The organism is Rhodococcus sp. DK176 (genome assembly GCF_038447315.2).
Classification (GTDB): domain Bacteria; phylum Actinomycetota; class Actinomycetes; order Mycobacteriales; family Mycobacteriaceae; genus Rhodococcus_F; species Rhodococcus_F jostii_A.
On the sequence record NZ_CP118321.2, the window covers coordinates 2203403 to 2227269 of the forward strand.

General features: G+C 68.4%; 25 protein-coding genes and 2 pseudogenes. 13 read left to right on the plus strand and 14 right to left on the minus strand.

Annotated features, from left to right (window positions below; translation table 11 throughout):
* Positions 1-58: 58 nt before the first annotated feature.
* The 6 genes from PSR88_RS10460 to PSR88_RS10485 all read right to left on the minus strand — a co-directional run bounded on the left by PSR88_RS10460 (position 59) and on the right by PSR88_RS10485 (position 6435).
* Complete coding sequence (locus PSR88_RS10460) at positions 59-814, minus strand: phosphoglyceromutase (protein ID WP_009474747.1); 756 nt, start codon at positions 812-814, stop codon at positions 59-61.
* Between the two features lie 43 nt (positions 815-857).
* Complete coding sequence (locus tag PSR88_RS10465; RefSeq protein WP_016882759.1) at positions 858-2450, minus strand: AMP-binding protein; 1593 nt, start codon at positions 2448-2450, stop codon at positions 858-860.
* 150 nt (positions 2451-2600) lie between these two features.
* Positions 2601-3092, minus strand: coding sequence for a YbjN domain-containing protein (locus PSR88_RS10470; RefSeq protein ID WP_009474749.1), 492 nt, complete (start codon positions 3090-3092; stop codon positions 2601-2603).
* Complete coding sequence (gene mshA, locus PSR88_RS10475; protein WP_011594914.1) at positions 3089-4447, minus strand: D-inositol-3-phosphate glycosyltransferase; 1359 nt, start codon at positions 4445-4447, stop codon at positions 3089-3091. Before mshA ends, PSR88_RS10470 begins: the two co-directional genes overlap by 4 nt.
* Before the next feature lie 12 nt (positions 4448-4459).
* Complete coding sequence (locus PSR88_RS10480) at positions 4460-5287, minus strand: alpha/beta fold hydrolase (RefSeq protein ID WP_037197065.1); 828 nt, start codon at positions 5285-5287, stop codon at positions 4460-4462.
* Positions 5233-6435: an MFS transporter gene (locus tag PSR88_RS10485; protein ID WP_029539317.1), complete on the minus strand. Its 1203-nt coding sequence runs from the start codon at positions 6433-6435 to the stop codon at positions 5233-5235. The genes PSR88_RS10480 and PSR88_RS10485 overlap by 55 nt, the downstream gene beginning before the upstream one ends.
* Before the next feature lie 56 nt (positions 6436-6491).
* Here PSR88_RS10485 and PSR88_RS10490 point away from each other — a divergent pair, with 56 nt between their 5' ends.
* A complete protein-coding gene (locus PSR88_RS10490; RefSeq protein ID WP_016882757.1) occupies positions 6492-7265 on the plus strand; it encodes a PIG-L family deacetylase in 774 nt (257 codons plus the stop codon).
* Here the strand turns inward: PSR88_RS10490 and PSR88_RS10495 are convergent.
* Positions 7202-7846 (minus strand): hypothetical protein, encoded by a 645-nt coding sequence (locus PSR88_RS10495; protein ID WP_016882756.1) that lies wholly within the window; start codon positions 7844-7846, stop codon positions 7202-7204. The genes PSR88_RS10490 and PSR88_RS10495 overlap by 64 nt on opposite strands.
* Before the next feature lie 63 nt (positions 7847-7909).
* Between PSR88_RS10495 and PSR88_RS10500 the strand changes: the two genes are divergently transcribed.
* A complete protein-coding gene (locus PSR88_RS10500; protein ID WP_009474754.1) occupies positions 7910-8314 on the plus strand; it encodes a PaaI family thioesterase in 405 nt (134 codons plus the stop codon).
* Positions 8315-8317: 3 nt separating this feature from the next.
* Positions 8318-9350, plus strand: a pseudogene (locus tag PSR88_RS10505) (tocopherol cyclase family protein).
* On the opposite strand, the gene PSR88_RS10510 reads toward PSR88_RS10505, so the two are convergent.
* Positions 9343-10008 (minus strand): cysteine hydrolase family protein, encoded by a 666-nt coding sequence (locus tag PSR88_RS10510; protein WP_009474756.1) that lies wholly within the window; start codon positions 10006-10008, stop codon positions 9343-9345. The pseudogene PSR88_RS10505 and the gene PSR88_RS10510 overlap by 8 nt on opposite strands.
* A gap of 120 nt (positions 10009-10128) precedes the next feature.
* Between PSR88_RS10510 and PSR88_RS10515 the strand changes: the two genes are divergently transcribed.
* On the plus strand, positions 10129-10716 hold the full coding sequence (locus tag PSR88_RS10515) for a DUF742 domain-containing protein (RefSeq protein WP_016882754.1): 588 nt from the start codon (positions 10129-10131) through the stop codon (positions 10714-10716).
* Between the two features lie 90 nt (positions 10717-10806).
* Here the strand turns inward: PSR88_RS10515 and PSR88_RS10520 are convergent, their stop codons facing one another.
* Together PSR88_RS10520 and PSR88_RS10525 are read right to left on the minus strand one after the other, a co-directional pair.
* Positions 10807-12081 (minus strand): ROK family transcriptional regulator, encoded by a 1275-nt coding sequence (locus tag PSR88_RS10520; RefSeq protein WP_009474758.1) that lies wholly within the window; start codon positions 12079-12081, stop codon positions 10807-10809.
* 631 nt (positions 12082-12712) lie between these two features.
* Positions 12713-12880, minus strand: coding sequence for a hypothetical protein (locus PSR88_RS10525; protein WP_237724094.1), 168 nt, complete (start codon positions 12878-12880; stop codon positions 12713-12715).
* Positions 12881-12920: 40 nt separating this feature from the next.
* On the opposite strand from PSR88_RS10525, the pseudogene PSR88_RS10530 reads away from it, so the two are divergent.
* From PSR88_RS10530 to PSR88_RS10545, 4 genes and pseudogenes are all read left to right on the plus strand, one after another.
* Positions 12921-13346, plus strand: a pseudogene (locus PSR88_RS10530) (MFS transporter); the annotation flags it as partial.
* Positions 13347-13363: 17 nt separating this feature from the next.
* Positions 13364-13492, plus strand: coding sequence for a hypothetical protein (locus PSR88_RS10535; RefSeq protein ID WP_272942754.1), 129 nt, complete (start codon positions 13364-13366; stop codon positions 13490-13492).
* 80 nt (positions 13493-13572) lie between these two features.
* Positions 13573-14520, plus strand: coding sequence for a TauD/TfdA dioxygenase family protein (locus PSR88_RS10540; RefSeq protein WP_016882749.1), 948 nt, complete (start codon positions 13573-13575; stop codon positions 14518-14520).
* A gap of 9 nt (positions 14521-14529) precedes the next feature.
* Positions 14530-15276, plus strand: a complete 747-nt coding sequence (locus PSR88_RS10545; RefSeq protein ID WP_016882748.1) for an SDR family NAD(P)-dependent oxidoreductase — start codon at positions 14530-14532, stop codon at positions 15274-15276.
* A gap of 292 nt (positions 15277-15568) precedes the next feature.
* On the opposite strand, the gene PSR88_RS10550 is transcribed toward PSR88_RS10545, so the two are convergent.
* Both PSR88_RS10550 and PSR88_RS10555 read right to left on the minus strand, forming a co-directional pair.
* Entirely contained in the window at positions 15569-16753 is a 1185-nt protein-coding gene (locus PSR88_RS10550; protein ID WP_011594923.1) for an Ig-like domain-containing protein, read from the minus strand.
* 32 nt (positions 16754-16785) lie between these two features.
* Positions 16786-17877 (minus strand): UDP-N-acetylmuramate dehydrogenase, encoded by a 1092-nt coding sequence (locus PSR88_RS10555; RefSeq protein WP_016882747.1) that lies wholly within the window; start codon positions 17875-17877, stop codon positions 16786-16788.
* 25 nt (positions 17878-17902) lie between these two features.
* Between PSR88_RS10555 and PSR88_RS10560 the strand changes: the two genes are divergently transcribed.
* The 4 genes from PSR88_RS10560 to PSR88_RS10575 all read left to right on the plus strand — a co-directional run bounded on the left by PSR88_RS10560 (position 17903) and on the right by PSR88_RS10575 (position 21656).
* Positions 17903-18400 carry a DUF2505 domain-containing protein gene (locus tag PSR88_RS10560; protein WP_029539314.1) on the plus strand — a complete coding sequence of 166 codons (498 nt, stop codon included), beginning with the start codon at positions 17903-17905 and terminating at the stop codon, positions 18398-18400.
* Between the two features lie 51 nt (positions 18401-18451).
* Positions 18452-18952 carry a DUF2505 domain-containing protein gene (locus PSR88_RS10565; protein WP_011594926.1) on the plus strand — a complete coding sequence of 167 codons (501 nt, stop codon included), beginning with the start codon at positions 18452-18454 and terminating at the stop codon, positions 18950-18952.
* A 21-nt stretch (positions 18953-18973) separates the two neighbouring features.
* The gene (locus PSR88_RS10570; protein WP_009474768.1) at positions 18974-19771 is read left to right on the plus strand and encodes a hypothetical protein; all 798 of its coding nucleotides are present in this window, start codon (positions 18974-18976) and stop codon (positions 19769-19771) included.
* 337 nt (positions 19772-20108) lie between these two features.
* A complete protein-coding gene (locus PSR88_RS10575; RefSeq protein WP_016882745.1) occupies positions 20109-21656 on the plus strand; it encodes a TROVE domain-containing protein in 1548 nt (515 codons plus the stop codon).
* A gap of 18 nt (positions 21657-21674) precedes the next feature.
* Here PSR88_RS10575 and PSR88_RS10580 read toward each other — a convergent pair whose 3' ends face one another.
* Positions 21675-22292, minus strand: coding sequence for a hypothetical protein (locus tag PSR88_RS10580; protein WP_016882744.1), 618 nt, complete (start codon positions 22290-22292; stop codon positions 21675-21677).
* Between the two features lie 113 nt (positions 22293-22405).
* Here PSR88_RS10580 and PSR88_RS10585 point away from each other — a divergent pair, with 113 nt between their 5' ends.
* The gene (locus tag PSR88_RS10585) at positions 22406-23173 is read left to right on the plus strand and encodes a DUF2993 domain-containing protein (RefSeq protein ID WP_016882743.1); all 768 of its coding nucleotides are present in this window, start codon (positions 22406-22408) and stop codon (positions 23171-23173) included.
* A 12-nt stretch (positions 23174-23185) separates the two neighbouring features.
* Here PSR88_RS10585 and deoC read toward each other — a convergent pair whose 3' ends face one another.
* Positions 23186-23851, minus strand: a complete 666-nt coding sequence (deoC, locus tag PSR88_RS10590; RefSeq protein WP_009474772.1) for a deoxyribose-phosphate aldolase — start codon at positions 23849-23851, stop codon at positions 23186-23188.
* Positions 23852-23867: the final 16 nt, after the last annotated feature.

The following is a 23867-nucleotide window of genomic DNA, read 5'->3' on the forward strand; positions in this document are numbered from 1 at the left end:
AGTTAACCTGCCGTTGGCCGGACGTCCCGCGAACGGGACGTCCGGCCGGACGCACGAGTTACTTCCCGCCCTGGTTCGCGACCGCGGCGGCACCCGCGGCGGCGGCCTCGGGGTCGAGGTACGTGCCACCGGGGTTGAGCGGCTTCAGGTTCTCGTCCAGGTCGTAGCGCAGCGGGATGCCCGTCGGGATGTTCAGGCCCGCGATGTCCTCGTCGGAGATTCCGTCGAGGTGCTTGACGAGGGCGCGCAACGAGTTGCCGTGCGCGGTGATCAGCACGGTCTTGCCGGCCTTCAGGTCGGCGGAGATCGTGTCCTCCCAGTACGGGATCAGGCGGACGACGACGTCCTTCAGGCACTCCGTCAGCGGGACCTTGTCGAGGTTCGCGTAGCGGGGATCGGTGTCCTGGCTGTATTCGCTGCCTGCCTCGATCGGCGGCGGCGGGGTGTCGTAGCTGCGGCGCCACAGCATGAACTGCTCGTCGCCGTACTTCTCCTTGACCTGCGCCTTGTTGCGCCCCTGCAGGGCGCCGTAGTGACGCTCGTTGAGACGCCAGTCGCGGATGACGGGAATCCAGTGCCGGTCGGCGGTGTCGAGCGCGATGTTGGCGGTGCTGATCGCGCGGCGCAGCAGCGACGTGTACAGCACGTCGGGGAGCAGATTGTGCTCGAGCAGCAATTCGCCGGCGCGCTTGCCCTCGGCGATGCCCTTATCGGTCAGGTGGACGTCCACCCAGCCGGTGAACAAGTTGAGCGCATTCCATTCGCTCTCGCCGTGGCGGAGCAGCACAAGGGTTCCGGTACTCATGCCGTTCATCCTGGCATGCCTCCCGGAACCCTCGCGCCGTGAACCCCTGCCGTCAGCTTCGGCCGGCCTCGCTGGCCCGCAGATCCTTGCGGAGGATCTTGCCCGCGGCGGACTTCGGCACCAGGTCGATGAACTCGACCTTGCGGACCTTCTTGTGCGGCGACACCCGCTCGGCGACGAACGCGATGACCGCGGCCTCGTCCAATTCGGCACCGGGCTGGCGGACGACGAACGCCTTCGGCACCTCCTCACCCTCGTCGTCGAGAACACCGATGACGGCGGCGTCGGCGATCTGCGGGTGCGTCAACAACAATGCCTCCAGCTCGGCGGGCGGCACCTGGTAGCCCTTGTACTTGATCAGCTCCTTCATCCGGTCCACGATCGTCACCACCCCCTCGGAGTCGACGGTCGCGATGTCGCCGGTGTGCAGGTACCCGTCCCCGTCCAGGGTCTCCGCGGTGGCCTCGTCGTTGCCGAGGTACCCGGCCATGATGTTCGGGCCCTTGCACCACAACTCACCCGGTGCGCTGACCCCGTCGGCCGGGTAGGCGACCTCCTCGCCGGTGGCCGGGTCGACCAGCTTGCATTCCATGTTCGCGATCGACGGACCCACCGAGTCCAGGGCGATGTCGTCACGGTCGAATGGAATCGCATGCGAGACCGGGCTCATCTCCGACATCCCGTAGCCCTGCCGCACCCGGCAGCCGAGCCGGTTCGCGACGGCCTTGCCCAGTTCCTGATCCAGCGGGGCGGCGCCGGAGAAGATCGAATGCACACTCGACAGGTCGTAATCGTCGACCAGCGGATGCTTGGCCAACGCCACCGCGACCGGCGGGGCGATGAACACATACGTGCACTTCTGGCCGGAGACGATCGACAGGAATTCGACGAGGTCGAACTTCGGCATCGTGACCAAGCTCGCCCGGTTGTACAGGGCGGCGTTCAGCAGCACCGTCATGCCGTAGATGTGGAAGAACGGCAGCACCGCCAGGAGCTTGTCGTCGGCGCCGATGCCCATCCGCGGGTTGATCTGACACACGTTGGCCACCAGGTTGCGGTGGGTGAGCATCACCCCCTTCGGCCGGCCGGTGGTCCCGGACGAGTACGGCAGCACCGCCAGCTGGGTGACCGGATCGAACGACACCTCCGGGGCGGGGGCGCGCTCGGCCAGCAGATCGGTCAGTGACGGGTGCCCGTCGGCGCCGTCGAGGACGATCACGTTCTCCACCGGGATCCCGACGCGGGCCGCCGCATCCTTGGCCTGCGGCAGCAGCGGGGAGACGGTGAACAGGAACTTCGCCTTCGAGTCGGTGAGCTGCTTGGCGATGTCCTCCGCGGTGTAGAGGGCGTTGATGGTGGTCGCGACACCACCGGCCCGCAGGATCCCGTGGAACACCGACGCGAACGCCGGAACGTTCGGCGAGTGCAGACCCACCACCTCGCCGACGGCGAGACCGCGCGCGGCCAGCGCCCCGGCCACCCCGTTGATCTGGGCGACCAGCGACCGGTACGTGGTGACCGCGCCGGAGGCACCGTCGATCAGCGCGGGCCGGTCCAGGTCGGCCGGGTCGACCTGGCCGAAGAGGAAATCGTAGACACTGAGGTTCGGAATCTCGACGTCCGGAAACGGGCTCTTGAAGCTCACTGGGGCCTCTCCCTCGAAGTGTTGCAGCAGCAGTTGTCGGTACAAGTTTCTGTGAACATCAGACACATGTACCTAACCTGTGACAACAGTCACAAGCTCGCCGCAACTCTACCCGCGCGTATTTCCCGTCCGCGGGCGGTCGACCAGCAGTCAGGGCTGCGAGTCCTCAATGAGATGCTCGAACGGTTTCAGGTTCGCCAGCGACTCCCCGCGTGAGACGCGCCACTCCCACTCACGCTTGATGGACTCGGCGAATCCGAGCTCGAGGAGGGTGTTGAAGTCGCCGTCGGCCGCCTCGAGCACCTGCCCGAGAATCCGGTCCAGTTCGTCCGCGGTCACCGCGTGCTCGGCGATCTGACCGACCAGGTAGATGTCGCCGATCTTGTCGATCGTGTACGCCACCGAGTACAGCCGGCGATTGCGCCGCAGCAGGTACTTGTAGACGCCTTCGAAGTTCTCGTCGGGTTTGCGGCAGACGAACGCCTCGACGCGCAGACCGTGCTTGCCGACGGTCAGGAGCGTGGTGGTCTTGAGCTTGCGCTCGCCGGGCAACTCCACGATGAAATGCGTCGAGTCCTTCCTGGTGAAGTCCATCTCACGTTCGGTCAGGGCGGACTCGATCACGTCGGCCAGCTCGCTCATGCGCGCACTCCCCCGGCCCTGCGCAGCTTCCACAATCCGCCCGCACGTCGCGGGGCGAATTCGCTGGGGCCGTGTCCGTAGTTGTAGTTGACGGTCGCCATCCGATAGCTCTCGAGGAGACCGTCGGCGGTGTGTTCCCAGGAGAAATTCTCGGCATGACGCGGAGCCTCGGCGGCCAGCGCGGCGAGCCTGCCGGGCTCGGACACCAGCGACTGCAGCGCCGTCGCCCAGTCCTCGGTGCGGTGCCCGTCCACGAGAAGCCCGGTTTCGCCGTTCCGGACGGCGACACCGAGACCCCCCACGTTCGCGGCGATCACCGGCGTGCCGCAGGCTTGCGCCTCGATGGCCACCAGCCCGAACGACTCCGAATAACTCGGCACCGCAACGAGATCTGAAGCCCGGTACACGTCGACGAGCCGGTCGGGCGCCTGCGGCGGGAGGAACGTCACCCGCGCGGCGATGCCGAGCGAGGACGCGAGTTCGATCAAGGCGTCCGGCCGGGCCAGCCCGGAGCCGGACGGGCCGCCGACCACGAGCACCCGCAGTGTCGATTCGGGATCTCGGGCGATCAGTTCGGCGGCGGCGCGGAGCAGGACGTCGGGCGCCTTGAGCGGCTGGATTCGTCCGACGAACGTCACGACGGTCTCGCGCGGGTCGAGCCCCAGCTTCGCCCGGGCGGCGGCCCGGTCGCCCGGCCGGTATCGCGTCAGATCGGCGCCCGGCGCCACCACGTCGATCCGGTTCGGGTCGGCGCCGTAGTGGCGGACCAGCTGATCGGATTCCTCGGTGGTGTTGGCCACGAGCCGGTCGGACTCGGCCACCACCTGCTGCTCGCCGATCTGGCGGGCGGCCGGTTCGGGAGTGTCACCGTCGGCCAGCGACAGATTCTTGACCGCAGCGAGCGTGTGCGCGGTGTGCACGAGCGGCACACCCCAGCGGTCGCGGGCGAGCCAGCCGACCTGCCCCGACAACCAGTAGTGCGAGTGCACCAGGTTGTAGTAACCCGGTTCGTGGCGGGCCTCCTCGCGGAGCACCCCCGCGACGAACGCACAGAGCTGCGTGGGCAGATCCTGCTTGTCCAGCCCCTCGAACGGGCCGGCCACCACGTTGCGGACGAGGACCCCCGGCGCCGCTTCCTGGACCGGTGCGTCGGCGGACGACGTGGCCCGGGTGAAGATTTCCACCTCGACGCCGCGCCGCGCCATCTGGATGGCGGACTGCAGCACGTAGACGTTCATGCCGCCCGCATCGCCGGTACCGGGCTGCGCCAGCGGTGAGGTGTGGACCGAGAGGACGGCCACCCTGCGGGGGCGCGAGTTGTGCATGGGCGTCACCACTCCATAGTGCTCCCTCACCGATCGGCCCCTTTAACCGAGGTTGTCGACGAACTCGCCGACCTCCTTCACGAACCTGTCGGGATCCTCCACGAACGGCCCGTGATCGCAGCCTTCCCAGAACGACGCCCGCGCCTGCGGGATCAGTTCTGCAGCGTGCCTACCAGCCGAGACGTCGACGACGGAGTCCTCGGTGCCGTGCAGGACGAGCACCGGCACGTCGAGCGACCGGAGCAGGTCGTCGTGACTCGCGGAGCGGTTGAAGAGGGCGGCCCGCACCCGGGGCGGGGTGGCGAGGCTGGCTCCGAACAGCGCCTGCGACTGTGCGCCCTTGCCTTCCGGCGGTCCGGTGAGCGCGTTGCCGAAGGCGCCCAGCGCGCGGATCGCCTCGCGCGGCTCCTCGGACATCGCGCCGGGGATCGCCGCGCGCATCGCCGCGCCGACCTTGCCGCCTGCCTCCCCGCGACCGATGCTGGTGATGGCTCCCACGAGGACAACGCCGTCGACGGCGGACGTGCCGTGCGACGCCAGGTAGTCGCAGATCACGAGGCCGCCGTAGGACCAGCCGAGAAGCACGGCGCCGGACGTGACGCCTTCGGCCGTGAGCACCGCGTCGACGTCCCCGGCCCAGATCGCGGAATCGTCGTAGCCGGCGTCGGGCGCACCCGAGTAGCCGTGTCCGCGCAGGTCGACGGCGATGACGCGGTGGCGGGCCGCGAGTTCGTCGAGTACCCCGGGGCCCCAGCACTTCGAGGATTGCGCCCAACCGTGCAGGAGGACCAGGGTCCGCGCGTCGGGGGCACCGGTCACCGAGTAGACGAGGGGCGTTCCGTCGACGCCGACTGTTTCACGAATAGCCATGGGGTCACCATAGAGGCCAGCAGCGCGGCGACCGCCGCCACCGCGTAACCCGCGGTCGTGCCGAATTCGTCGATCATCCGGCCCGCGAGCGCCGACCCCACCGCGACGCCGACACCCAGCCCGGTGACGATCCAGGTGATGCCCTCGGTCAGCGCGGCCGCGGGCACGATCTGCTCGACGAGACCGGTCGTGACGATCATGATCGGCGCCACCGTCATCCCCGCCACCGCGTAGGCGACGGCGAGCGCCGGAATGCTGTCGGCGAGAAGCAGCGGAACCGTCAGAACCGCCACCGCGAGGACTGCGACCATCAGCTGTTTCCGGAGCGACGCCGACACCCGGATCGCGCCGAACACGATGCCCGCCACCGCGGAACCGGCCGCGAACAGGGCCAGCACCACGGTGGCGGAGGCGGGTGCGTCGTGGCTTCGGGTGAAGGCGATGGCACCGACGTCGATGACGCCGAAGATCGTGCCCATCGACACCATGACCGCCACGAGGATCCACACGGCGGGCGTCCGGACGACGGACGGGCGTCCATCGTGCGTTGCCGAATGCACGGGCGGTTCGGTGCCGCGCTGCGCCACGAGCGCGAGGGTGCCGACCACCAGCAGGACGAGGCCCGCGAGCGGTCCCGCCTCGGGGAACACCGTGACGGACAATCCGACAGAGACCACGGGTCCCGCGATGAAGCACAGTTCGTCCACCACCGCCTCGAACGCGAACGCCGTCCGCAGCAGTGGCGTGCCGCGGTACAGCTCGGTCCAGCGGGCGCGCACCATCGCACCGATCGTGGGCATGCAGCCGGCGGGGACGGCCCACACGAACAGCACCCAGTCGGGCGTCCCGAACCGGACACACAGCAGCATCGCAGCGATGGACGTCGCGCTGATCCCCGACGCGACGGGAAGGACTCGCGACTGCCCGTACCGGTCGACCGCCCGGGACACGACCGGGGTGATGAACGCGTAGGTCAGCGCGAACACCGCGGCGAGGGCACCGGCGAGTGCGTAGTCGCCGCGCAGTTCTGACAGCATCGTGACGATGCCGATGCCGACCATGGCGATCGGTACGCGCGCAACGAATCCTGCGGCCGAGAACGCTGCGGAGCCGGGGGCGGCGAAGATCTGACAATAGGTACCGAGCACGCGTCGAGCCTCACAGATCGTGGCCGCGACTTCCAGCACGTGCAAGTATTGCGCTCATGAGTGTCCTGGTGTGTTTCCACGCCCATCCCGACGACGAAGTGTTCACGACGGGCGGCGTGATGCGTCAGGCCGCCGACGCCGGTCATCGCGTCGTCGTGGTCACCGCGACGGACGGGGCGCTCGGCGAGGCCCCCGACGGGATCCTGACCGACGGCGAATCACTCGCCGAGCGCCGGCGCCGCGAGCTGGAGGAGTCGACGTCGCTGCTCGGCGCCCAGCGTGTGGTGCTGCTGCACTACGCGGATTCCGGGATGGCGGGAACGCCGGAGAACGAGAACCCCGCGGCGTTCTGCAACGTCGACGTCGAGGAGGCCGCCGCCAGGCTGGCCGCGATCCTCGTCGAGGAATCCGCCGACGTGATCACCATCTACGACCCCAACGGCGGCTACGGCCATCCCGATCATGTGCAGGTCCACCACGTGGGCATCCGGGCCGCCGAACTGGCCGGTGTGCCGCACGTCTACGAGGCCGCCGTCAGCCGCGACCACATCCGGCGACTCATGGCCGCGAATCCGGAATGGTCCGAGAACACCCAGCCACCGGACCTCGACACGTTCGGTCTGCCGGACTCCGAGATCACCACGGTCGTGGACGTCACGTCGGCCATGGACGCCAAGCGCGCCGCGATGCACGCGCACGCCACCCAGATCGGGGACTTCGGCCCGTTCCTGCAGATGCCCGAGGAGCAGTTGCGCGCGGCGTTCGGTCAGGAATGGTTCCGCCGTCGCGGGGCACCGGCCGGGCTCGCGGAGTCTTCGCTGCCCCTCTGATCGACCGGGCCGGGTGTCCTCCTGCCGGAGAACCTCTTCCCCGCCAAGGTGAGGACGGCTGCGGCGAGGAGGCATCCGCCCGCCCCGATCCCGGTCACCGTGCCGGGTGCCACGGTGGTCGTCAGACCCACGACGAGCCCGGCCGCGGCGACCACGACGAGCAGCGCACCGAGCACGGTCAGCGACGACTCGCCGAGTACGCCGGGCAACGGCACGAAGTGGACGCCGACGGTGAAGCACACCCAGACCGGTATCCACGCCGACAGACTCGTGTTTCCGAGAACGGCGGCGCCTGCCCAGATCACCGCGAACTCGACCACCACCACGAGGGTGTACCGCCGCCGGACCTCCCGGTCCGCCAACGCGGAACTCTCGGCGGGACTACGCACGGCGAGTACCGCTCCCAGCATGGCGACGACGAGCGCCACCACGATGGCGGCGTCGAGGAGCACGGTGAGGGGGCGGGGAAGGTTGACGGCCATGGCCCAGCCGAACCAGGCTGCGGCGAAGAATCCGACCACCGCGGCGGCGCTCCCCCGCGCCCGGCCCGACCGGCGGGCAGCTTCCGACAGACTGGACATCCCGCCAATCCAGCCCCGCGAACCGCCTGCGCGGGTTTGGTTCCGCGCCTAGCATCCACGGGTATGAATCCCCCTGATCTCGTCGCGACCATGCCGTTCGCCGTGCACACCGGGGTTCGCCTCACCAAGGCCGCCCCCGAGGAGGTCGTCGGGCACCTCGAGTGGGAACAGCACCGCACGACCGCGGGAAACGGCATGCACGGCGGGGCGCTGATGACGCTTGCCGACAGCGTCGGAGCCGTCTGCGCGTTTCTCAATCTCCCGGCGGGAGCGTCCACCTCGACCACGAGTTCGAGCACGGTGTTCACCCGCGGCGTCCGCAAGGGCACCGTCACCGCGACCGCGCGTCCGCTGCACGCCGGACGAACCACGGTCGCCGTCGTCACCGAACTGCGGGACGACGAGGACCATCTCGTGGCGCAGGTGACGCAGTCGCAGGCGGTGCTGCACCCCCAGCCGGGAAGCTGACCGATGTCGCGACTGCTGCGGACGTACCGCGCCACGGGAGCGGATCTGCCGTTCGGCAACCTCCTCGCCGCGCACGACGTCGCGATGGAAGGCTATTTCTGGCGGTTCACCCAGCCCGCGACGGGACAGGTCGTCATCGCGCTGGCGGGTATCAACCGGGCCGCGGACGGGCACTGGGCGACGCTCGGTCTCGCCGGTCATCCCACCCGGTTCCTGCGGACCGCCGCGCATCCGGAGGGCTACGCCAACCCGGCCGGACTCGGCGCGTTCGCAGGCGACGCGTTCCGCGGGTCCGTCGACCGCGTGTGGGTGGATCTCGGGCCGGACGCCCGCCTCGACGTCCGGGTCGGCGCCCAGGTTCCGTGGCCGCGGCGCAGGCTCGGCGGGTCGAGTGTGTTCCAGACCGTGCCCGCACTGAACCAGTACTGGCACCCGTGGCTACTCGGCGGCCGGGCCGAGGGAACGGCCGTGCTGGGCGGCACCGAGATCGACCTCGACGGTGCCCAGGTCTACGGCGAAAAGAATTGGGGCAAGGGCGGATTCCCCGAATCCTGGTGGTGGGGCCAGGCTCAGGGTTTCGCCGACCGGCAGGCATGTGTCGCGTTCGCGGGCGGCGAGATCACCGCGGGCGGGCTGCACACCGAGGTCACGGCCGTCGTCGTCGCGCTGCCCGACGGCACCGTGTTCCGCCTCGGCAACCCGGTCACCTCCCCCGTCCGGGCGCACGTCACGGACGATCGGTGGTCGCTGCGGGGCCGCAATCGCACGTGGAGCGTCGAAATCGAGGGCGGTTCCCCGCTGAGCTCGGCACACGTGCTGCCGGTTCCACTTCCCGCCGAGCGTCGCAACATCCCCGGAGCCCTCGAGCACCTCGCCGGCTCGATGAGTGTGACGGTCCGCCGTCGCGGTGAGCTCGTCTGGGCCGACGAATCACCACTCGCCGCGTTGGAACACGGCGAGTATCGAGCGGGCCCGCGCCGAGCTGCGCAGGCGGGGTGCGCCACCGGACGCGACATCGGCGCCGCCGCTCAGCTGATCACCTCGAGCTCGGGTGGCTGCAATGCCTCGACGATCTCGTCGGTCTCCGCGTGGAGAACCCCTATTCGCCCAGCCTCCTCCAGGTGACGCGCGTCGACGCCCGAGATCGCATCGGCGGCGACGAGCACCTTGTAGTCGCGTTCGCTGGCGTCGAAGATCGTGGCGCGCGGGCAGTTGGGATAGTTGCATCCCGCGATCACCACGGTGTCGACCCGCCACTGGCGCAGGCGGTCGTCGAGTTCGGTGCGGTAGAACGAACTCCACCGGGGTTTGAACAGGATGTGCTCGGTGGGCGATACGGTCTGGAGCCTGCCGCCGAGGAGCGACTCGGGGTCGAGCGGTGGCACCCCCAGCTCCGGCGCCACCTGGGAGCCCGCGGTGCCCGGTCTGGCGATGACGAGTCCGGCCGCGATCATGCGGCGCCGGCACAGGTCCACGTCGTCGCCCTCGTACAACCGGACGACGTGCACGATCGGGGCCGAGGCCTCCCGGTAGGCGTCCACGAGACGCGCGATCGCGGGCAACACCGCCGACGTGCCGGGAATCGGCGCCGTCCCGCCGTCCACGAAGTCCACCTGCGTGTCGACGACGAGCAGCGCGGACCGGCCGAGATCGGGAGCGAGGAACGGATCCGAGTTCTGCCGCCAGTGGGTCACGCAGCAAATCTAACGCTCGCGCACACCCTGTAGCGGGAATCACAGGGACCGGTTCGTTCACACGAAACGCGAGTTTGGGACCATGGAGTGGGTGGGGTAGTGCGAGAAGGGTCCCAACCGATGACTGTGAGCGATGAGAACTGGCCGTTGATCGGCGCGACAGGGGCGCGCTTCGGATCAGCCGGCCGGCGCCGCAGCGCCAGGAAAGAGCAGGACCCGAGCCCACCGCAGTCGGCCGAATGGGTGGAACCCGCCCCGGCCGAGGACGCTCCCGAGCAGGTCGGCCCCGTGTCCGAACCCGCGGATCGGACTCCCGAGGTGGCCGACAGTCCTGCTGTCGAGTCCACCGAGTGGGTGGCGCCCGAGGGCACCGTCTCCATCGTCCGGCCGTTCATTCTCACGGGCGGGCGGACCGAGTCCGGGGTCGATCTGCCACTGGAGGCGGTCATCGTCGCCCGCGCGGACGGCGACACCGTGGTAGACGGAATGCTTGCACCGGACGAACTGCGCCGCGTCTTCGCGCTGTGCGCCGAACCGCGGTCGGTGGCCGAGATCGCGTCGCTCGCGTCGATCCCGCTCGGGGTCGCGCGCGTACTTGTCGGCGACCTCGCGGCGGTCGGGGCGGTCACCGTGAACGAGACGGCCGGGTCCACCGGCCCGGACCGGAAACTGATGGAACGCGTCCTCGACGGGCTGCGCAAACTCTGAGACCTGCCGGGGAGCGAGCACCCGGACGGACGCACACGAATTCGTCAGCCGCACAGGTTATTACCTGTGCGGCTGACGAAGTACTGTGAGCTAGATCGACGTCCGGCGCATCGCTCCGACCGGATCGGAGTAGATGGTGCTCAGCGACACCACCGTCGAGGCGTACTCCTGCACCCGGTTGCCGAATCCGGAAATGCGAATGTCCCTGCGCTCCAGCGACGATGCCTGCGCGAAGGCCTCGGCGACGTGCGGGATACCGGCCGGGTACTCGGTGAACGCCTGGCCTCCGAGGATCACCCGGTCCGGGTTGAACAGGTCCCGCAGCATGGCGACCGTCTTCCCGAGCACCTGAGCACGTTCCACCAGAAGTTCGTGCGCGGGAACGGAACCCGACGACGCCGCCTTGTAGAGCGCACTCATCGTCGGCCGCTGGTTCGACTCAGCCAGGATGCCCGCATCGAGGGCGGCGGAGATGACCGCGCGATCGCTGATCGTCGCCTCGAGGCACCCGCGTGAACCGCACGAGCACTGCGCCGACGAGCCCGTCGGCAAGTGCGCGATCGATCCGGGACCGCTCGACGGAGTGTGAACGCGGCCGTCGATGGTGATCGCGATGCCTGCCGTCTCGCGGGCGTAGAAGTACAGGCCCGTTTCGCCTTGCGCGACACCGTCTTCGCTGTCCGGGCTCAGCAGCAGTTCGGATGCGGCCATCGCCTCGACGTGCGCCGCGACGGAGACGGGCAACCCGAGTCCGGTTGCGATGATGGCGCCGACCTGGGCGGACTTCCATCCCAGCCGGGGATGGTCGACGACACCGGTCTGCGGATCGACGCGACCGCCGAGTGCGACACCCGCCCACAGCGGGCGACGCCGATGCCAGCGGGAGGCGAAGGCCCGCGCGCTGCGTGCGATGCCGGCGAGTGCGTCGGCGGACGCTCCCTGCGGGGTGGGTACCTCGACCGCGCCGAGGACCTTCCCGCGCAGGTCACTGGCGATGATGCTGGTCACGACCGCGCCGATGTGGATGCCCACTGTCAGGTAGGGCTCGTGGTTGACCTCGAACGGAACCCGCGGACGACCGATGGCGCCGGACGGCGTGAGGTCGCCACGTTCGCGCAGCAGCCCGAGGTCGAGGAGCGCCGACACCTGACGGTTGACGGTGGCGATGCTCAGGCCGGTCGCTTTCGCGGCGACGTCCCTGGACAGCGGCCCGCGAGACCGGGCCACCCGCAGAACACCGGCGGCCGGGCCGTCGCTGATCCGCAGCTCAGGGGGAACGATGTGGAGACGGGGACGGGACACGGGCCGCTGGAATCGAGATGCGGAGCCGGTCCGGGTGGGGCTGGAAAGAGTGGGGGTAGACACGTGGCAGTCCTTGCAAGCGGAGGCGGTGCGCACCTTCGTCCGAACGCTGCATCCGTCCCGGGCCGAGAGTGGGACGACCGAGGACGATCGATCAGGAGAAGACTGCGCGAATTAGCTGCAGATGCTGAGACAGCGACAACACAGTTCCCGCGCCAAGGGCAGCCGCGAGCCCAGCGCGGACGTCACATAGGTGACCCGCGGAGCGGTCGACTGGCCTGAAGACATGACACGAAACTAGCAGCTTCGGTCGGTTTCACCAATCGGAGGGCGCGTCGGCGTGTGGCTCCGCGCCGCGCCACTTCCGCAGTTCCCGCCATTGCGAGGCGCCGCCTGCGGCGCACATCGGAGAGCATCACCACTCTTGATGGCAACAGTGTTTCACGACACAATACGCCGAGATACCAACCGAACGTACGGTTATAGGAGCGGGATGCCGATGTGGTCGGCTCCGCGATGACGCTGATCAGACGGCAGAGACCGCCATCCTGACCGAACAGTCGTTCGCACCATCGGAGGAAATCGACATGACCTCCACCCAGATCTCCGTGACACCCCGGGCCACCGTCCGGCCACTGAAGGTGGCCGGCGCCAGCCTCATCGGGACCGCCTTCGAGTGGTACGACTACTTCATCTACGGCATGGCCGCGGCAATCGTGTTCGGCCCGTTGTTCTTCCCGTCCTTCTCCTCCATCGCCGGGACGCTGGCCGCGTTCGCGACGTTCTCCGTCGGCTTCATCGCACGGCCGATCGGCGGCGTCGTGGTGGGCCACTTCGGTGACCGCATCGGACGCAAATCCATGCTCGTGCTGTCCCTGATGCTGATGGGCGGCGCGGTACTGATGGCCGTCGAGCACGCCCCCGCCGACAAGAAAGGCTTCTACGGGAGCTTCCCGCAGATGGGCGTGCCCGGCGGCCTGATCCTGGCCAACCTCGTGTTCCTGGGGGTCTCGACGAGCCTCAGCGAGGACGCATTCCTCTCCTGGGGCTGGCGGGTCCCGTTCCTGGCCAGCGCCGCGATGGTGCTGATGGGGCTCGTCATCCGGTTCACCGTCACCGAGAGCCCCCACTTCGAGAAGGTCAAGAGCACCCACCGCGATCAACGACTGCCGATCGTCACCGTCCTGCGGGAGAACCGGCGCGAAGTGCTGCTCGCCGCGGGCGCGTTCATCGGCATCAACACCGTCGGATACATCTTCATGGCGTACCTGCTGTCCTACTCGACGAAGGTCCTGGGCATGAGCAAGACACTCGTGCTCGTCTTCACCCTGATCGCCTCGTTCGTATGGCTGATCGTCATCCCCGTCGCGTCGATGCTGTCGGACCGGTCTACCTCACCGCGGTCACACTGCTCAGCCTGCTCTGCGTCGTCGCGATCACGCGGAAGGTCCGCGGCCCGTTGCGATCAGGGTGACGCAAAGCCTTCCGGCGACACACCGCCCGATGGTTCGGTTACGGGACTCCACACCGTCTCCGGTATCCGAAAGGCTCACCATGTCCATCGATTTCGCGCCCGAGCACGTGACAGACGCCGAGGGTTCCCCGAACGCGGCGAGCGTCGTCAAGCTCGGTGCCCACATCGGCGCCCGGATCGACGGCGTCCGGCTCGGCGGCAACCTCGACCCCGCCACCGTGTCGCTCATCCGCCAGGCCCTGCTCGAGCACAAGGTGATCTTCTTCCGTGGCCAGGAACATCTGACCGACGACTCGCAGTACGAGTTCGCGGAGCTTCTGGGTTCCCCCACCACGGCGCATCCGACCGTCACGTCGCGCGGCACCAAGGTGCTGCCCATCGACTCCGACTACGGCAAGGCCAACAGCTGGCACACCGACGTCACGTTCGTCGATCGCATCCCGAAGGCGTCGATCCTGCGCGCCGTGCAACTCCCCACGTACGGCGGATCCACCACCTGGGCGTCGGGTGTCGCCGCCTACAACGCGCTGCCCGAGCCGCTGAAGGTCCTCGCCGACAACTTGTGGGCGACGCACACCAACGTCTACGACTACGCGGCGACCAGCGCGGAACGCACGCAGGACGAGAAGTCGAAGGAGTACCGCGCCGAGTTCCAGTCCACGTACTTCGAGACGGAGCATCCGGTGGTGCGGGTGCACCCCGAGACCGGCGAGCGCACGCTGCTGCTCGGTCACTTCGTCAAGAGCCTGGTCGGTCTGAGCAGCACCCAGTCGCAGGCGCTCTTCCGGGTTCTGCAGGATCACGCGATCTCGCTCGAGTTCACGACCCGGTGGAACTGGCAGTCGGGCGACGTGGCGATCTGGGACAACCGTGCCACTCAGCACTACGCCGTCGCCGACTACGACGATCAGTACCGGCGACTCAACCGCATCACCCTGGCCGGCGACGTCCCCGTCAACATCCGGGGCGAGCGCAGCCGCAGCGTCGCCGGCGACGCAAGTGCCTACTCCGTCATCGACGAGCCCTAACATGTCGGCATGACCTTTTCACCTGACACCCGCATCGCCGTCGTCACCGGGGCGAGCTCCGGAATCGGAGAAGCCACCGCCCGCACCCTGGCCGCGCAGGGATTTCATGTGGTCATCGGGGCCCGGCGACTGGATCGTCTGGAGAAGATCGCCGAAGACATCGGCGGTACCGCGCTCGAACTCGACGTCACGGACCAGGATTCCGTGGACGCGTTCAGCGCGGTACTGCCGAGGGTCGACGTGCTCGTGAACAATGCGGGCGGCGCCAAGGGACTGGCCACCGTCGCCGAGGCCGATCTCGACGACTGGCGGTGGATGTGGGAGACCAATGTCCTGGGCACCCTTCGAATCACCAAGGCGCTGCTGCCGAAGTTGATCGAGTCGGGTGACGGTCTGATCGTCACCATCACGTCGCTGGCCGCGCTCGAGGCGTACGACAACGGTTCCGGATACACGACCGCCAAGCACGCGGAGGCCGTCCTGCACCGCACGCTGCGCGGAGAACTGCTCGGCAAGCCGGTCCGTCTCACCGAAATTGCGCCGGGCGCAGTGGAAACCGAATTCTCGCTGGTGCGTTTCGAAGGCGACCAGGAGCGTGCCGACAAGGTCTACGAGGGCATCACCCCGCTCGTCGCCGCGGATATCGCGGACGTCGTCGGGTTCGTCGCGTCGCGGCCCTCCCACGTGAATATCGACCAGATCGTCGTCAAGCCACGAGATCAGGCTTCGTCCGGGCGTTTTCACCGCACGACGTAGGCGCGTTCGCGGCGGTCCGCCGGTCCTGGTGCTCGAGCACCAGGACCACGGTCCACAGCCCCGCCACGATCGTCACGACCCCCAGCAACATCCATCCCATCCCACAGCCCCCCCTGCCGATCAGCGACTTTCGATCGAAACGGACTGTCGGGGTCGTCCGTCGACCCCTCGACAGCGGACGACTCCCCACAGTTGTGTGAACCGAGAACACGGCGCCGTCGACGCGTCCTCATTCAGGTAGACGCAGCGGCCCCGGTTTCGGTTCCACCGGCTGTGAAGAAAGTTCGCTCGCCTATGCGAGGGCCGACATGGACTGCCATTCGGGCCAGCTGAGGGCCCAGTCGTAGATGTCGCCGTCAGCGGCCGAGAGGTCGATGGACGTTCCGGTCACCTCGACGGGATCGCCGTACATCGCGGTGCCGAAGTACTGCTGGGCGTCCCCGAGGGACAGGTTGATGCAGCCGTTGGTGACGTTCGACGAACCCTGGACGCCGATGGTCTCGGGATTCGCGTGGATGAACTCGCCGTTGTTGGAGATGCGGACCGCCCAGCGCTCGCGCACGTTCTCGTAGAACGGCGGGTTGGACATGAGGAAGTCCTCGTGCTTCTCGGTCACCATATGGATGCCGCTGCGAGTGACGTTGCGGGCCTCGTTGCCTTCGCCGTAGCTGACGGGGATGTCCATGATGGTCTCGCCGCCGCGCACCACCTGCATGCGGTGGCTGGGCGCGTTCGCGATCACGATCTGGCTGCGACCGACGGTGAAGTTCAGCGACAGATCCTCCGCGCCGTACGCGCCGCCGCCGAAGTCCAGTCCGTACAGCCGGGCGTCGAGGCTCACGGTGGTGCCGGGTGCCCAGTAGTTCTGCGGACGCCAGTGCGCGCGCGACCCGTTGTCGTCGGGCAGCCACGCCCACGAGCCGGGTGTGGGCGGGTTGGTCGTGACGGTCATCGCCTTCTCGACCGCCGCCTTGTCCTCGACGGACTCGTGGAACTGGACGATGATCGGGGCGGCGATGCCGACTTCCTGACCGTCGGCGATGTTGAGTGTGGCGCCGATCGTCTCGTCGGGCTCGACCGTGGTGAAGCTGCCGTCGACGGCGACGGACTTGCCGTCCGTGCCGAGCGCCGTGCCCTTCCACGTGTACGTGGCGCCGTAGCCCAGCGCCTCCCCGACGGTGAACGTGGTCCGGTCGGGTGACAGCACACCCTGCACGGCACGCCCCTCGGCGTTGACGAGGGAGATGTCGGTGAACGTGCCCTGCGACGCGGTCGCGGAGATCGGCGCCACCGGATTGACGTCCTCGGTGCCCGACGCCGGATTCTGGGTGACCTCGACTGCCGGTTCGGGCGGCGCGGTGGCGGTTCCCGACTCGGAGCCGACCGTGCATCCGGTCAGCACAACGAGAAACGCGATCAGCGCCGTCGCGATCAACGCGACGCGCGACCGACTTGTCCGAGAACCCAGTTCATGCACAGCTAACAGGTTACCTGCGCTACGGACCTGTCTCAGATCGCGCAGCCCACCGTCACCGGTTCGGGTTCGAGCCGGACACCGAACGCCGACTGGACGCCGTCCCGTACATCGCGAGCCAATGCCAGCAGGTCCTCGCTCTTCGCAGCACCTCGATTGGTCAACGCAAGGGTGTGCTTGGTCGACAGCCGCGCGACAGCGTTCTCGCCGGGATACCCCTTCGAGAAGCCGGCCCGCTCGATCAGCCACCCCGCAGACAACTTGGTTCCGCCGTCGGCCGGGTACCGGGGAACGGCGACGTCGCCGAGGCGGGTCTCGATTGCTGCGAGAACATTCACCAACTCCCCGTCGGGCACGACGGGGTTGGTGAAGAAGGAGCCCGCGCTCCAGGTGTCGTGATCGTCGGGATCCAGGACCATGCCCTTGCCCCGCCGCAGGTCCAGCACGGCGTCGCGGACCTGCGTCGACGGCAACCTGTCGCCCTCGGCACTATCGAGCGCGGAGACCAGTTCGCGGTAGCGCAGCGGCTCGCCGAGTCCGTCGGGGTGCACGGTCAGTTCCACGGCCAGCACCAGGGCGGCGTCGGAGTGCTTGAGGACGCTCGTGCGGTAACCGAGACCGAGGGCGTCGGGTTCGACCCAGCGCGCCTCACCGGTGCGTCGATCGAGGAGGTGGACCCGCCGCAGCATCGACCCCACCTCGACGCCGTACGCGCCCACGTTCTGCACCGGGGTGGCACCGGTCGACCCGGGAATCCCCGACAGGCATTCGAGCCCGCCCAGCTCGGCGGCGACGGTCTGCGCGACCACCTGATCCCACTCGGCGCCCGCCTCGGCAGTGACGAATCCCTCCTCCAGTCCGACGGTGGTGTTGCACACACGCACGACCACACCGTCGAATCCGTCGTCCCCGACCACCAGATTGGAGCCGCCGGCGAGGATCAGTGTCGGGATGTGCGCGGCGTCGAGGAGACGCACCACGTCGACGAGGACCTGCGTGGTCGGGCATTCCGCCACGATCCGCGCCGGCCCGCCCACGCGCAGCGTGGTCATCCCCGACAGTTCGAGGTTCTCGGTCGCGTGTGCGCCCGAATCGACGAGTTGACTGACAATGCTCACGTCCCACACAACCGCAAACGGTAGCCTGCGGATCGTGAGTCGCCGCATCGAGCATTCGTCGTCCTATGCGTTTCCCGTCGCCCAGGTCCATGCGGGCCTGATCACCGAGCAGTACTGGCGCGACCGTCTCGACCGGGTGGGAGGACCGGGGGCAACCCTGGACGAGGTCACGACCGGCCCCGGCACCATCTCGGTGGCCATGTCGCAGTCGATCCCCGCCGAGCACCTGCCCAGCATCGTCTCGAAGGTCCGTTCCGGCGATCTCGTGATCAAGCGCACGGAGACGTGGGGCACGCTCGACGGCGATCACGCCGAGGGCACGTTCACGGCCGAGGTCGTGGGTGCGCCTGCGACGATCTCCGGGACCCAGACGCTGACAGAGGACGGTTCCCGGTCGAAAGTGCAGGTCGAAGGCAAGGCCGACGTCAGGATCCCCCTGATCGGCGGCAAGATCGAGAGCGCGATCGCGGACGAGGTCCTCCGGCTGATCGCGAAGGAGCAGGAGTTCACGGAGCAGTGGCTCCAGGGCTGACCTGGGGCGGGTGTCCATTGCGTTCCGTCACAGCCGGTAACCTTGGCGATCATGGCTCGCCGCATCGACTACTCAGCCCGCTACAAGCACACCCCGAAAGAGGTGTACAACGCGTTCACCAACCGTGACTACTGGGATGCGCGCATCGAGGAGATGCGGAAGTACTCCGAGAATCACATCGAGCACTTCGAGGTGAACGACGACGGGATCGACATCGTCCTGCACCACATCCTGCCGCGGTCGGAACTTCCCGAGATCGCGCAGACCGTGATGAAGAAGGACATGGTCATCACGCGCAAGGAGTCGTACACGCCCTTCGGTGAGCCGACCACGGGCACGTACGAGGCGTCGATCCCCGCAGGCCCGGGCAGCCTCACGGGCACCATGAAACTGTTCGCCACCGAGACGGGCTGCACGTTCCGCACCTCGTCCGAGGCCAAGGTGTATCTGCCGTTCATCGGCGGGAAGCTCGAACAGCTAATGCTCGTCAACCTGATCGACCTCTTCCGCGCCGAGGCCGAGATCACCGAAACGTGGTTGTCGCAGCACTAGCAACCACCGCACGGATTTCCCATGACTTCAGCGACGCTGAAGCGGCCTCACGGTGTCATCACCCGGGGTACGACAGGCATCAATCGGCTGCGACGCAGCGACCGCTGGCTCGTCCACGACGCGCTGGTGCGCCGCACGCTGCACGCGTCCGCCGACCCGCTCGTCGTCGACCTCGGGTACGGCGCACGGCCGCACACCACGTTCGAGCTCGCCGACCGGTTGACCGCCGTGCGCGGCGACCGCCGGGTGGTCGGGCTCGAGATCGATCCCGAGCGTGTGGTCGAGAGCAGGAACGGAGTGAGTTTCGCCCGCGGCGGGTTCGAGCTCTCCGGACTGCGACCCGTCCTGGTCCGCGCGTTCAACGTGCTTCGGCAGTATCCCGAGGATGCGGTCGGGCCTGCCTGGGCGCGGATGCAGTCCGGGCTCGCACCGGGCGGGCTGATCGTCGACGGCACATGTGACGAGTTGGGCCGCCGCTGCGCGTGGGTGCTGCTCGACGCCACCCGCCCGCTGTCGCTGACGCTGGCGTGGGATCCGTTCGCCGTGGAGAAGCCGTCGGACATCGCCGAACGGCTACCCAAGGCGCTGATCCATCGCAACGTCCCGGGTGAACCGGTCCACGCCCTCCTCGCGGCAGCGGATCGTGCGTGGGCCACCGCGGCGCCGCACGGCTCGTTCGGACCGCGGGTGCGGTGGCGGGCCGCCCTCGAACTGCTGCGCGCGCAGGGACTTCCCGTGCAACCCCAGCGCCGCCGGCTCCGCGACAACATCCTCACCGTTCCGTGGCACCTGGTGGCGCCCGGTTCCGGCACGAATTAATTCACGCGACATCCCCCACAGCGCGCCGTAGAGTCACGTCACGAAACATGTTGTGCCGGTGCGCAGGCGAGGGCTACTTCGACTGTGGATCGCGTGGTCGCCGGTTCGAATCCGGTCAGGGACGCAGGTCCCTGTAGCTCAGTGGTAGAGCGCGTCCGTGCCTCCGCCGACTCCGAACTCGGCACGACATGCGTGCGCGCCACCCGGTGCGTAGACGACGGATACTTCTCTGGCGAAGTGCGCAAGCACGCGGTTCGACTCCGCACCCCGTCGTCGCCTCGATCTCGGGTGGCGCGCACTCCACGAGCACCGACACCTCCCGGAAGGAGGAACACCCATGAGCAAGTTCAACCTGAAGACGCTGCGCCGCACCAAGGTACAGAGCCCCGTCACGTCGGAAACGCAACCGGCCGGCCGCACGTTCGAGGGCGGCAGCGGCTACGCCCGCGACGCGAAGAGCGAGCTGTTCCTCCTCGCCGTCACCAACATGGTGGGTGAGCACACGTTCTACGAGTCGGCTCCGGACCGCGACGGCCGGTTCGTCCAGCTCGTCCACGAGGTCACGCTGTCGGACCCGGAGTGGACCGCCCGACTGATCGGGTGGCTGCGCCGCGACGCACATCTGCGTTCGGCGTCGGTGGTGGCCGCGGCCGAGTTCGTCCGGGCCCGGCTGGGCGCCGGTCTGCACGGCGGCAACCGCGCCGTGATCTCGTCGGCGCTGGAGCGGGCCGACGAGCCGGGTGAGATCCTCGCCTACTGGATTGCGCACCACGGTCGTTCGATCCCGAAGCCGGTCAAGCGCGGTGTCGCCGACGCCGCTGTCCGCCTGTACTCGGAACGCTCACTGCTGAAGTGGGATTCCGACTCGAGGGACGTCCGCTTCGGCGACGTCCTCGAGCTCACCCACGCCTCGCCGTCGGCGACGTGGCAGGGCGAGCTGTTCCGGCACGCGATCGACCGCCGGCAGGGACACGAGAACACGATCCCCATCGGCCTGCGGATGCTCACGGAACGGGCGGCGCTGGCGGCACTCCCGCCGGAGGACCGGCGTGCCGTCCTCCGGACTCCGGAGCGGCTGTCCGCGGCCGGCATGACGTGGGAGTCGCTCGCCGGCTGGCTGCAGGGACCGATGGATGCGGCGGCGTGGCAGGCGGTGATCCCGTCCATGGGATACATGGCGCTTCTTCGCAACCTGAGGAACTTCGACGAGGCCGGGATCCCCGACCACGTCGCGGAACAGGTAGCGGCCCGGATCGCTGATCCGGGGGAGGTCGCGAAGTCGCGGCAGCTCCCGATGCGGTTCCTCGCGGCCTACCGGAACGCGCCGAGCCTGCGGTGGGGACATGCACTCGAGCGTGCACTCGGGGCTTCGCTGTCGGCGGTCCCCTCGCTGCCCGGCCGCACCCTGGTGCTCGTCGACCGGTCCGGATCGATGTTCTACAGCCGCGTCTCGGCGCGGTCGGAACTGACGCGGGCGGACGCGGCCGCGGTGTTCGGCACCGTACTGGCGGCGCGCGCCGAGCGGGCCAACCTGGTCGAGTTCGGCTCGGACAGCCGGTTCGTGCCGTTCAAGCACCAGCCGGTGCTGCGGGTCGTCGACAGTTTCGGGGATCTGGGCGGCACGGACACGGCGTCGGCGGTGCGCAAGCACTACCGCGACCACGATCGCGTCGTCATCGTCACCGACGAGCAGGCGGCGTGGGGCGATCCGACGCGGCACGTCCCGGCCGACGTCCCCGTGTACACGTGGAACGTGGCGGGCTACCGCCACGGACACGGGCCGACGGGGTCCGCGAACCGCCACACGTTCGGCGGACTGTCGGACGCGGGATTCTCGATGATCCCGCTCCTGGAGGGCACCCGGAACGGCGAGTGGCCGTTTTGATCCCGGAGCGGTGATCCGTCAGGTGCAGGTGGCCAGTGCGTGTTCGACGCGCTGCGCCACCTGCGCCGGCAGGGATCCGCACTCCCCGTGCAATGCGCGCGCATTCAGCCGCCCGATCGCAACGCCGTCGGCGACCACCTCGTCGAGCAGTTCCTGCGAGATGCCGCTCGCCGCGAGGTCGAGTGCCGTGCACAGCGGCGTGGTGATGCGCAGGGGGCCGACCTGCTCGCAGTCCTCCGGGCGGAGCGAACGCCGGTGCAGCGCCAGCTGCTGCGTCGGCGAAGGCGGTGACAGCACCGTCGAGAGGTGGATGAACCGCGGGTACAGGTGCCCGAGGCCGTGAAGTTCGGCGGCACTCTGGTGGGAGACCGCGGCGGCGGCACCGAACCAGGTGCACCACTTCGCGAACTCCTCGAGATCGGAGTGCGGGCAATCGTTCAAGCGGAACAGATCTCGCTCGACCTTGACCCACGAGCCGTCGGCGACGCGCTCATCGATCTCGTCGGAGGCGAAACCGAGGCGCAGCACTTGCGCAGTGGTGAAAAAACCCGCCTGAGCCGTCGCGACGCGTGTCAGCTCTTCACCGACACCTTCGCGCTCCGGGTCACCGGGACGTGGAGCCAACCATCCGGACATTCCCCTAGATTACTGGGCGTTTGTGGCACGCATCACAATTTCTGCGGATCTCGGCGACCCGCCGCGGGCGCATTCACAGAATTTGTTCAGAGTTGTCGGGAAGAATCGCTGCAATGGCAGCCCGAACGAACTCCGCACCCCGAAGTAACCGTGTGCTCGTCATCTCTCTTGTCGTCATCGCCGCGCTCGTGGCCGTCCTCGTCGGCGGCGAACTCTACGTGCGCAACAGAGTGAAGACCTGCATGGCAGACCAGTTCGAGAGCCAACTCGGCTCGCAGGTGGACGTGGGCCTGAGCTGGAAGCCGGTCCTGCTCCAGTCGGTCGACAAGAACGTCCCGTACATCACCATCGACAGCGACGACACCAAGTTCGGCCCCGCCCAGGGAATGCAGGTCCACGCTCAGGTCAACGACATCCGGATCGAGAACACCGCGGACAGCAGCGGCACCATCGGCAGTTCCGACGCGGACATCACCTGGTCCACCGCGGGAATCCTCGCGACGCTGCAGCAGCAGGCGTTCGGCTCGCTCATCAGCGGTGTCACCGCCGATTCGAGCGCGGGAACCCTGAGGTTCTCCGTCGGCCCGGCCGGGCTCGCGGACCTGACCGTCAAACCGGAGGTCGTGAACGGGACCGTGAAGGTGGAGACGGTGGGTGCGGAGATCCTCGGTTTCGGTCTTCCCACCGACCTGGTGGACGGGGTCGTCCAGACCCTGACCTCGAGCCTGCAGACCTACCCGCTGGGCATGCAGCCGACGTCGTTGAAGGTCACCGACGACGCCATCGAGATCACCCTCGAGGGTGGCGCCTACACGATGCCTGCCGCCGGCAGCCAGCAACAGCAGCAGGAACAGCAGAGCAGCTGCGGCCTCCTGGTCTGATCGACCGTCGGGTCAGTCGGGCAGCCCGTCCAGGACGGCACGGGTACCCGACAGTCCCAGCCGCGTCGCACCGGCCGCGATCATGTCGAGCGCGGCCTGTGCGGTGCGGATCCCGCCGCTCGCCTTCACGCCGATCCGCCCGCCGACGGTCTGCGCCATCAGCCGCACCGCCTCCACGGTCGCTCCCCCGGCAGGATGGAATCCGGTGGACGTCTTCACGAAGTTCGCCCCGGCCCGCTCGGCGGCCCGGCACGCTTCCACGATCGCCTCGTCGCTGAGCGCGGCGGTCTCGAGGATCACCTTCAGGACCGTGTGGTCGCCGACTGCCTCGCGGACGGTGAGGACGTCGGCCAGCACCGCGTTGAAGTCGCCGGCCACGGCGGCCCCGATGTCGATCACCATGTCGATCTCCTGCGCGCCCTGGTCCACGGCGAGCCGGGCCTCGGCCCCCTTGACCAGCGAGTGGTGCTTGCCCGACGGGAACCCGACCACCGCCGCAGTCACCAGACCCGGCGCCTTGACCGGCAGCATCGACGGCGACACGCAGACGGCGAGCACACCGAGCGAGCGCGCCTCGGCAATCAGCGCCGTCACGTCGTCGGTGGTGGCCTCGGGCTTGAGGAGCGTGTGGTCGACGAGGTCGGCCACCTGGGAGCGGGTCAGTGCAACGTCGGACATACCTGTGAGCTTCGCA

Excerpts from the sequence above, each read along its gene's own strand:
- PSR88_RS10460 (WP_009474747.1), bottom strand. The coding sequence starts at position 814 with ATGAACGGCATGAGTACCGGAACCCTTGTGCTGCTCCGCCACGGCGAG.
- PSR88_RS10545 (WP_016882748.1), top strand. The coding sequence starts at position 14,530 with ATGACCTTTTCACCTGACACCCGCATCGCCGTCGTCACCGGGGCGAGC.
- PSR88_RS10470 (WP_009474749.1), bottom strand. The coding sequence starts at position 3,092 with ATGAGCGAGCTGGCCGACGTGATCGAGTCCGCCCTGACCGAACGTGAG.
- PSR88_RS10575 (WP_016882745.1), top strand. The coding sequence starts at position 20,109 with ATGAGCAAGTTCAACCTGAAGACGCTGCGCCGCACCAAGGTACAGAGC.
- PSR88_RS10495 (WP_016882756.1), bottom strand. The coding sequence starts at position 7,846 with ATGTCCAGTCTGTCGGAAGCTGCCCGCCGGTCGGGCCGGGCGCGGGGG.
- PSR88_RS10585 (WP_016882743.1), top strand. The coding sequence starts at position 22,406 with ATGGCAGCCCGAACGAACTCCGCACCCCGAAGTAACCGTGTGCTCGTC.
- deoC (WP_009474772.1), bottom strand. The coding sequence starts at position 23,851 with ATGTCCGACGTTGCACTGACCCGCTCCCAGGTGGCCGACCTCGTCGAC.
- PSR88_RS10570 (WP_009474768.1), top strand. The coding sequence starts at position 18,974 with ATGACTTCAGCGACGCTGAAGCGGCCTCACGGTGTCATCACCCGGGGT.
- PSR88_RS10515 (WP_016882754.1), top strand. The coding sequence starts at position 10,129 with ATGACTGTGAGCGATGAGAACTGGCCGTTGATCGGCGCGACAGGGGCG.
- PSR88_RS10480 (WP_037197065.1), bottom strand. The coding sequence starts at position 5,287 with ATGGCTATTCGTGAAACAGTCGGCGTCGACGGAACGCCCCTCGTCTAC.
- PSR88_RS10535 (WP_272942754.1), top strand. The coding sequence starts at position 13,364 with ATGGCTGATCGTCATCCCCGTCGCGTCGATGCTGTCGGACCGGTCTAC.
- PSR88_RS10500 (WP_009474754.1), top strand. The coding sequence starts at position 7,910 with ATGAATCCCCCTGATCTCGTCGCGACCATGCCGTTCGCCGTGCACACC.
- PSR88_RS10565 (WP_011594926.1), top strand. The coding sequence starts at position 18,452 with ATGGCTCGCCGCATCGACTACTCAGCCCGCTACAAGCACACCCCGAAA.
- PSR88_RS10540 (WP_016882749.1), top strand. The coding sequence starts at position 13,573 with ATGTCCATCGATTTCGCGCCCGAGCACGTGACAGACGCCGAGGGTTCC.
- PSR88_RS10580 (WP_016882744.1), bottom strand. The coding sequence starts at position 22,292 with ATGTCCGGATGGTTGGCTCCACGTCCCGGTGACCCGGAGCGCGAAGGT.
- PSR88_RS10525 (WP_237724094.1), bottom strand. The coding sequence starts at position 12,880 with ATGGATTTGCGTCCGATGCGGTCACCGAAGTGGCCCACCACGACGCCG.
- PSR88_RS10490 (WP_016882757.1), top strand. The coding sequence starts at position 6,492 with ATGAGTGTCCTGGTGTGTTTCCACGCCCATCCCGACGACGAAGTGTTC.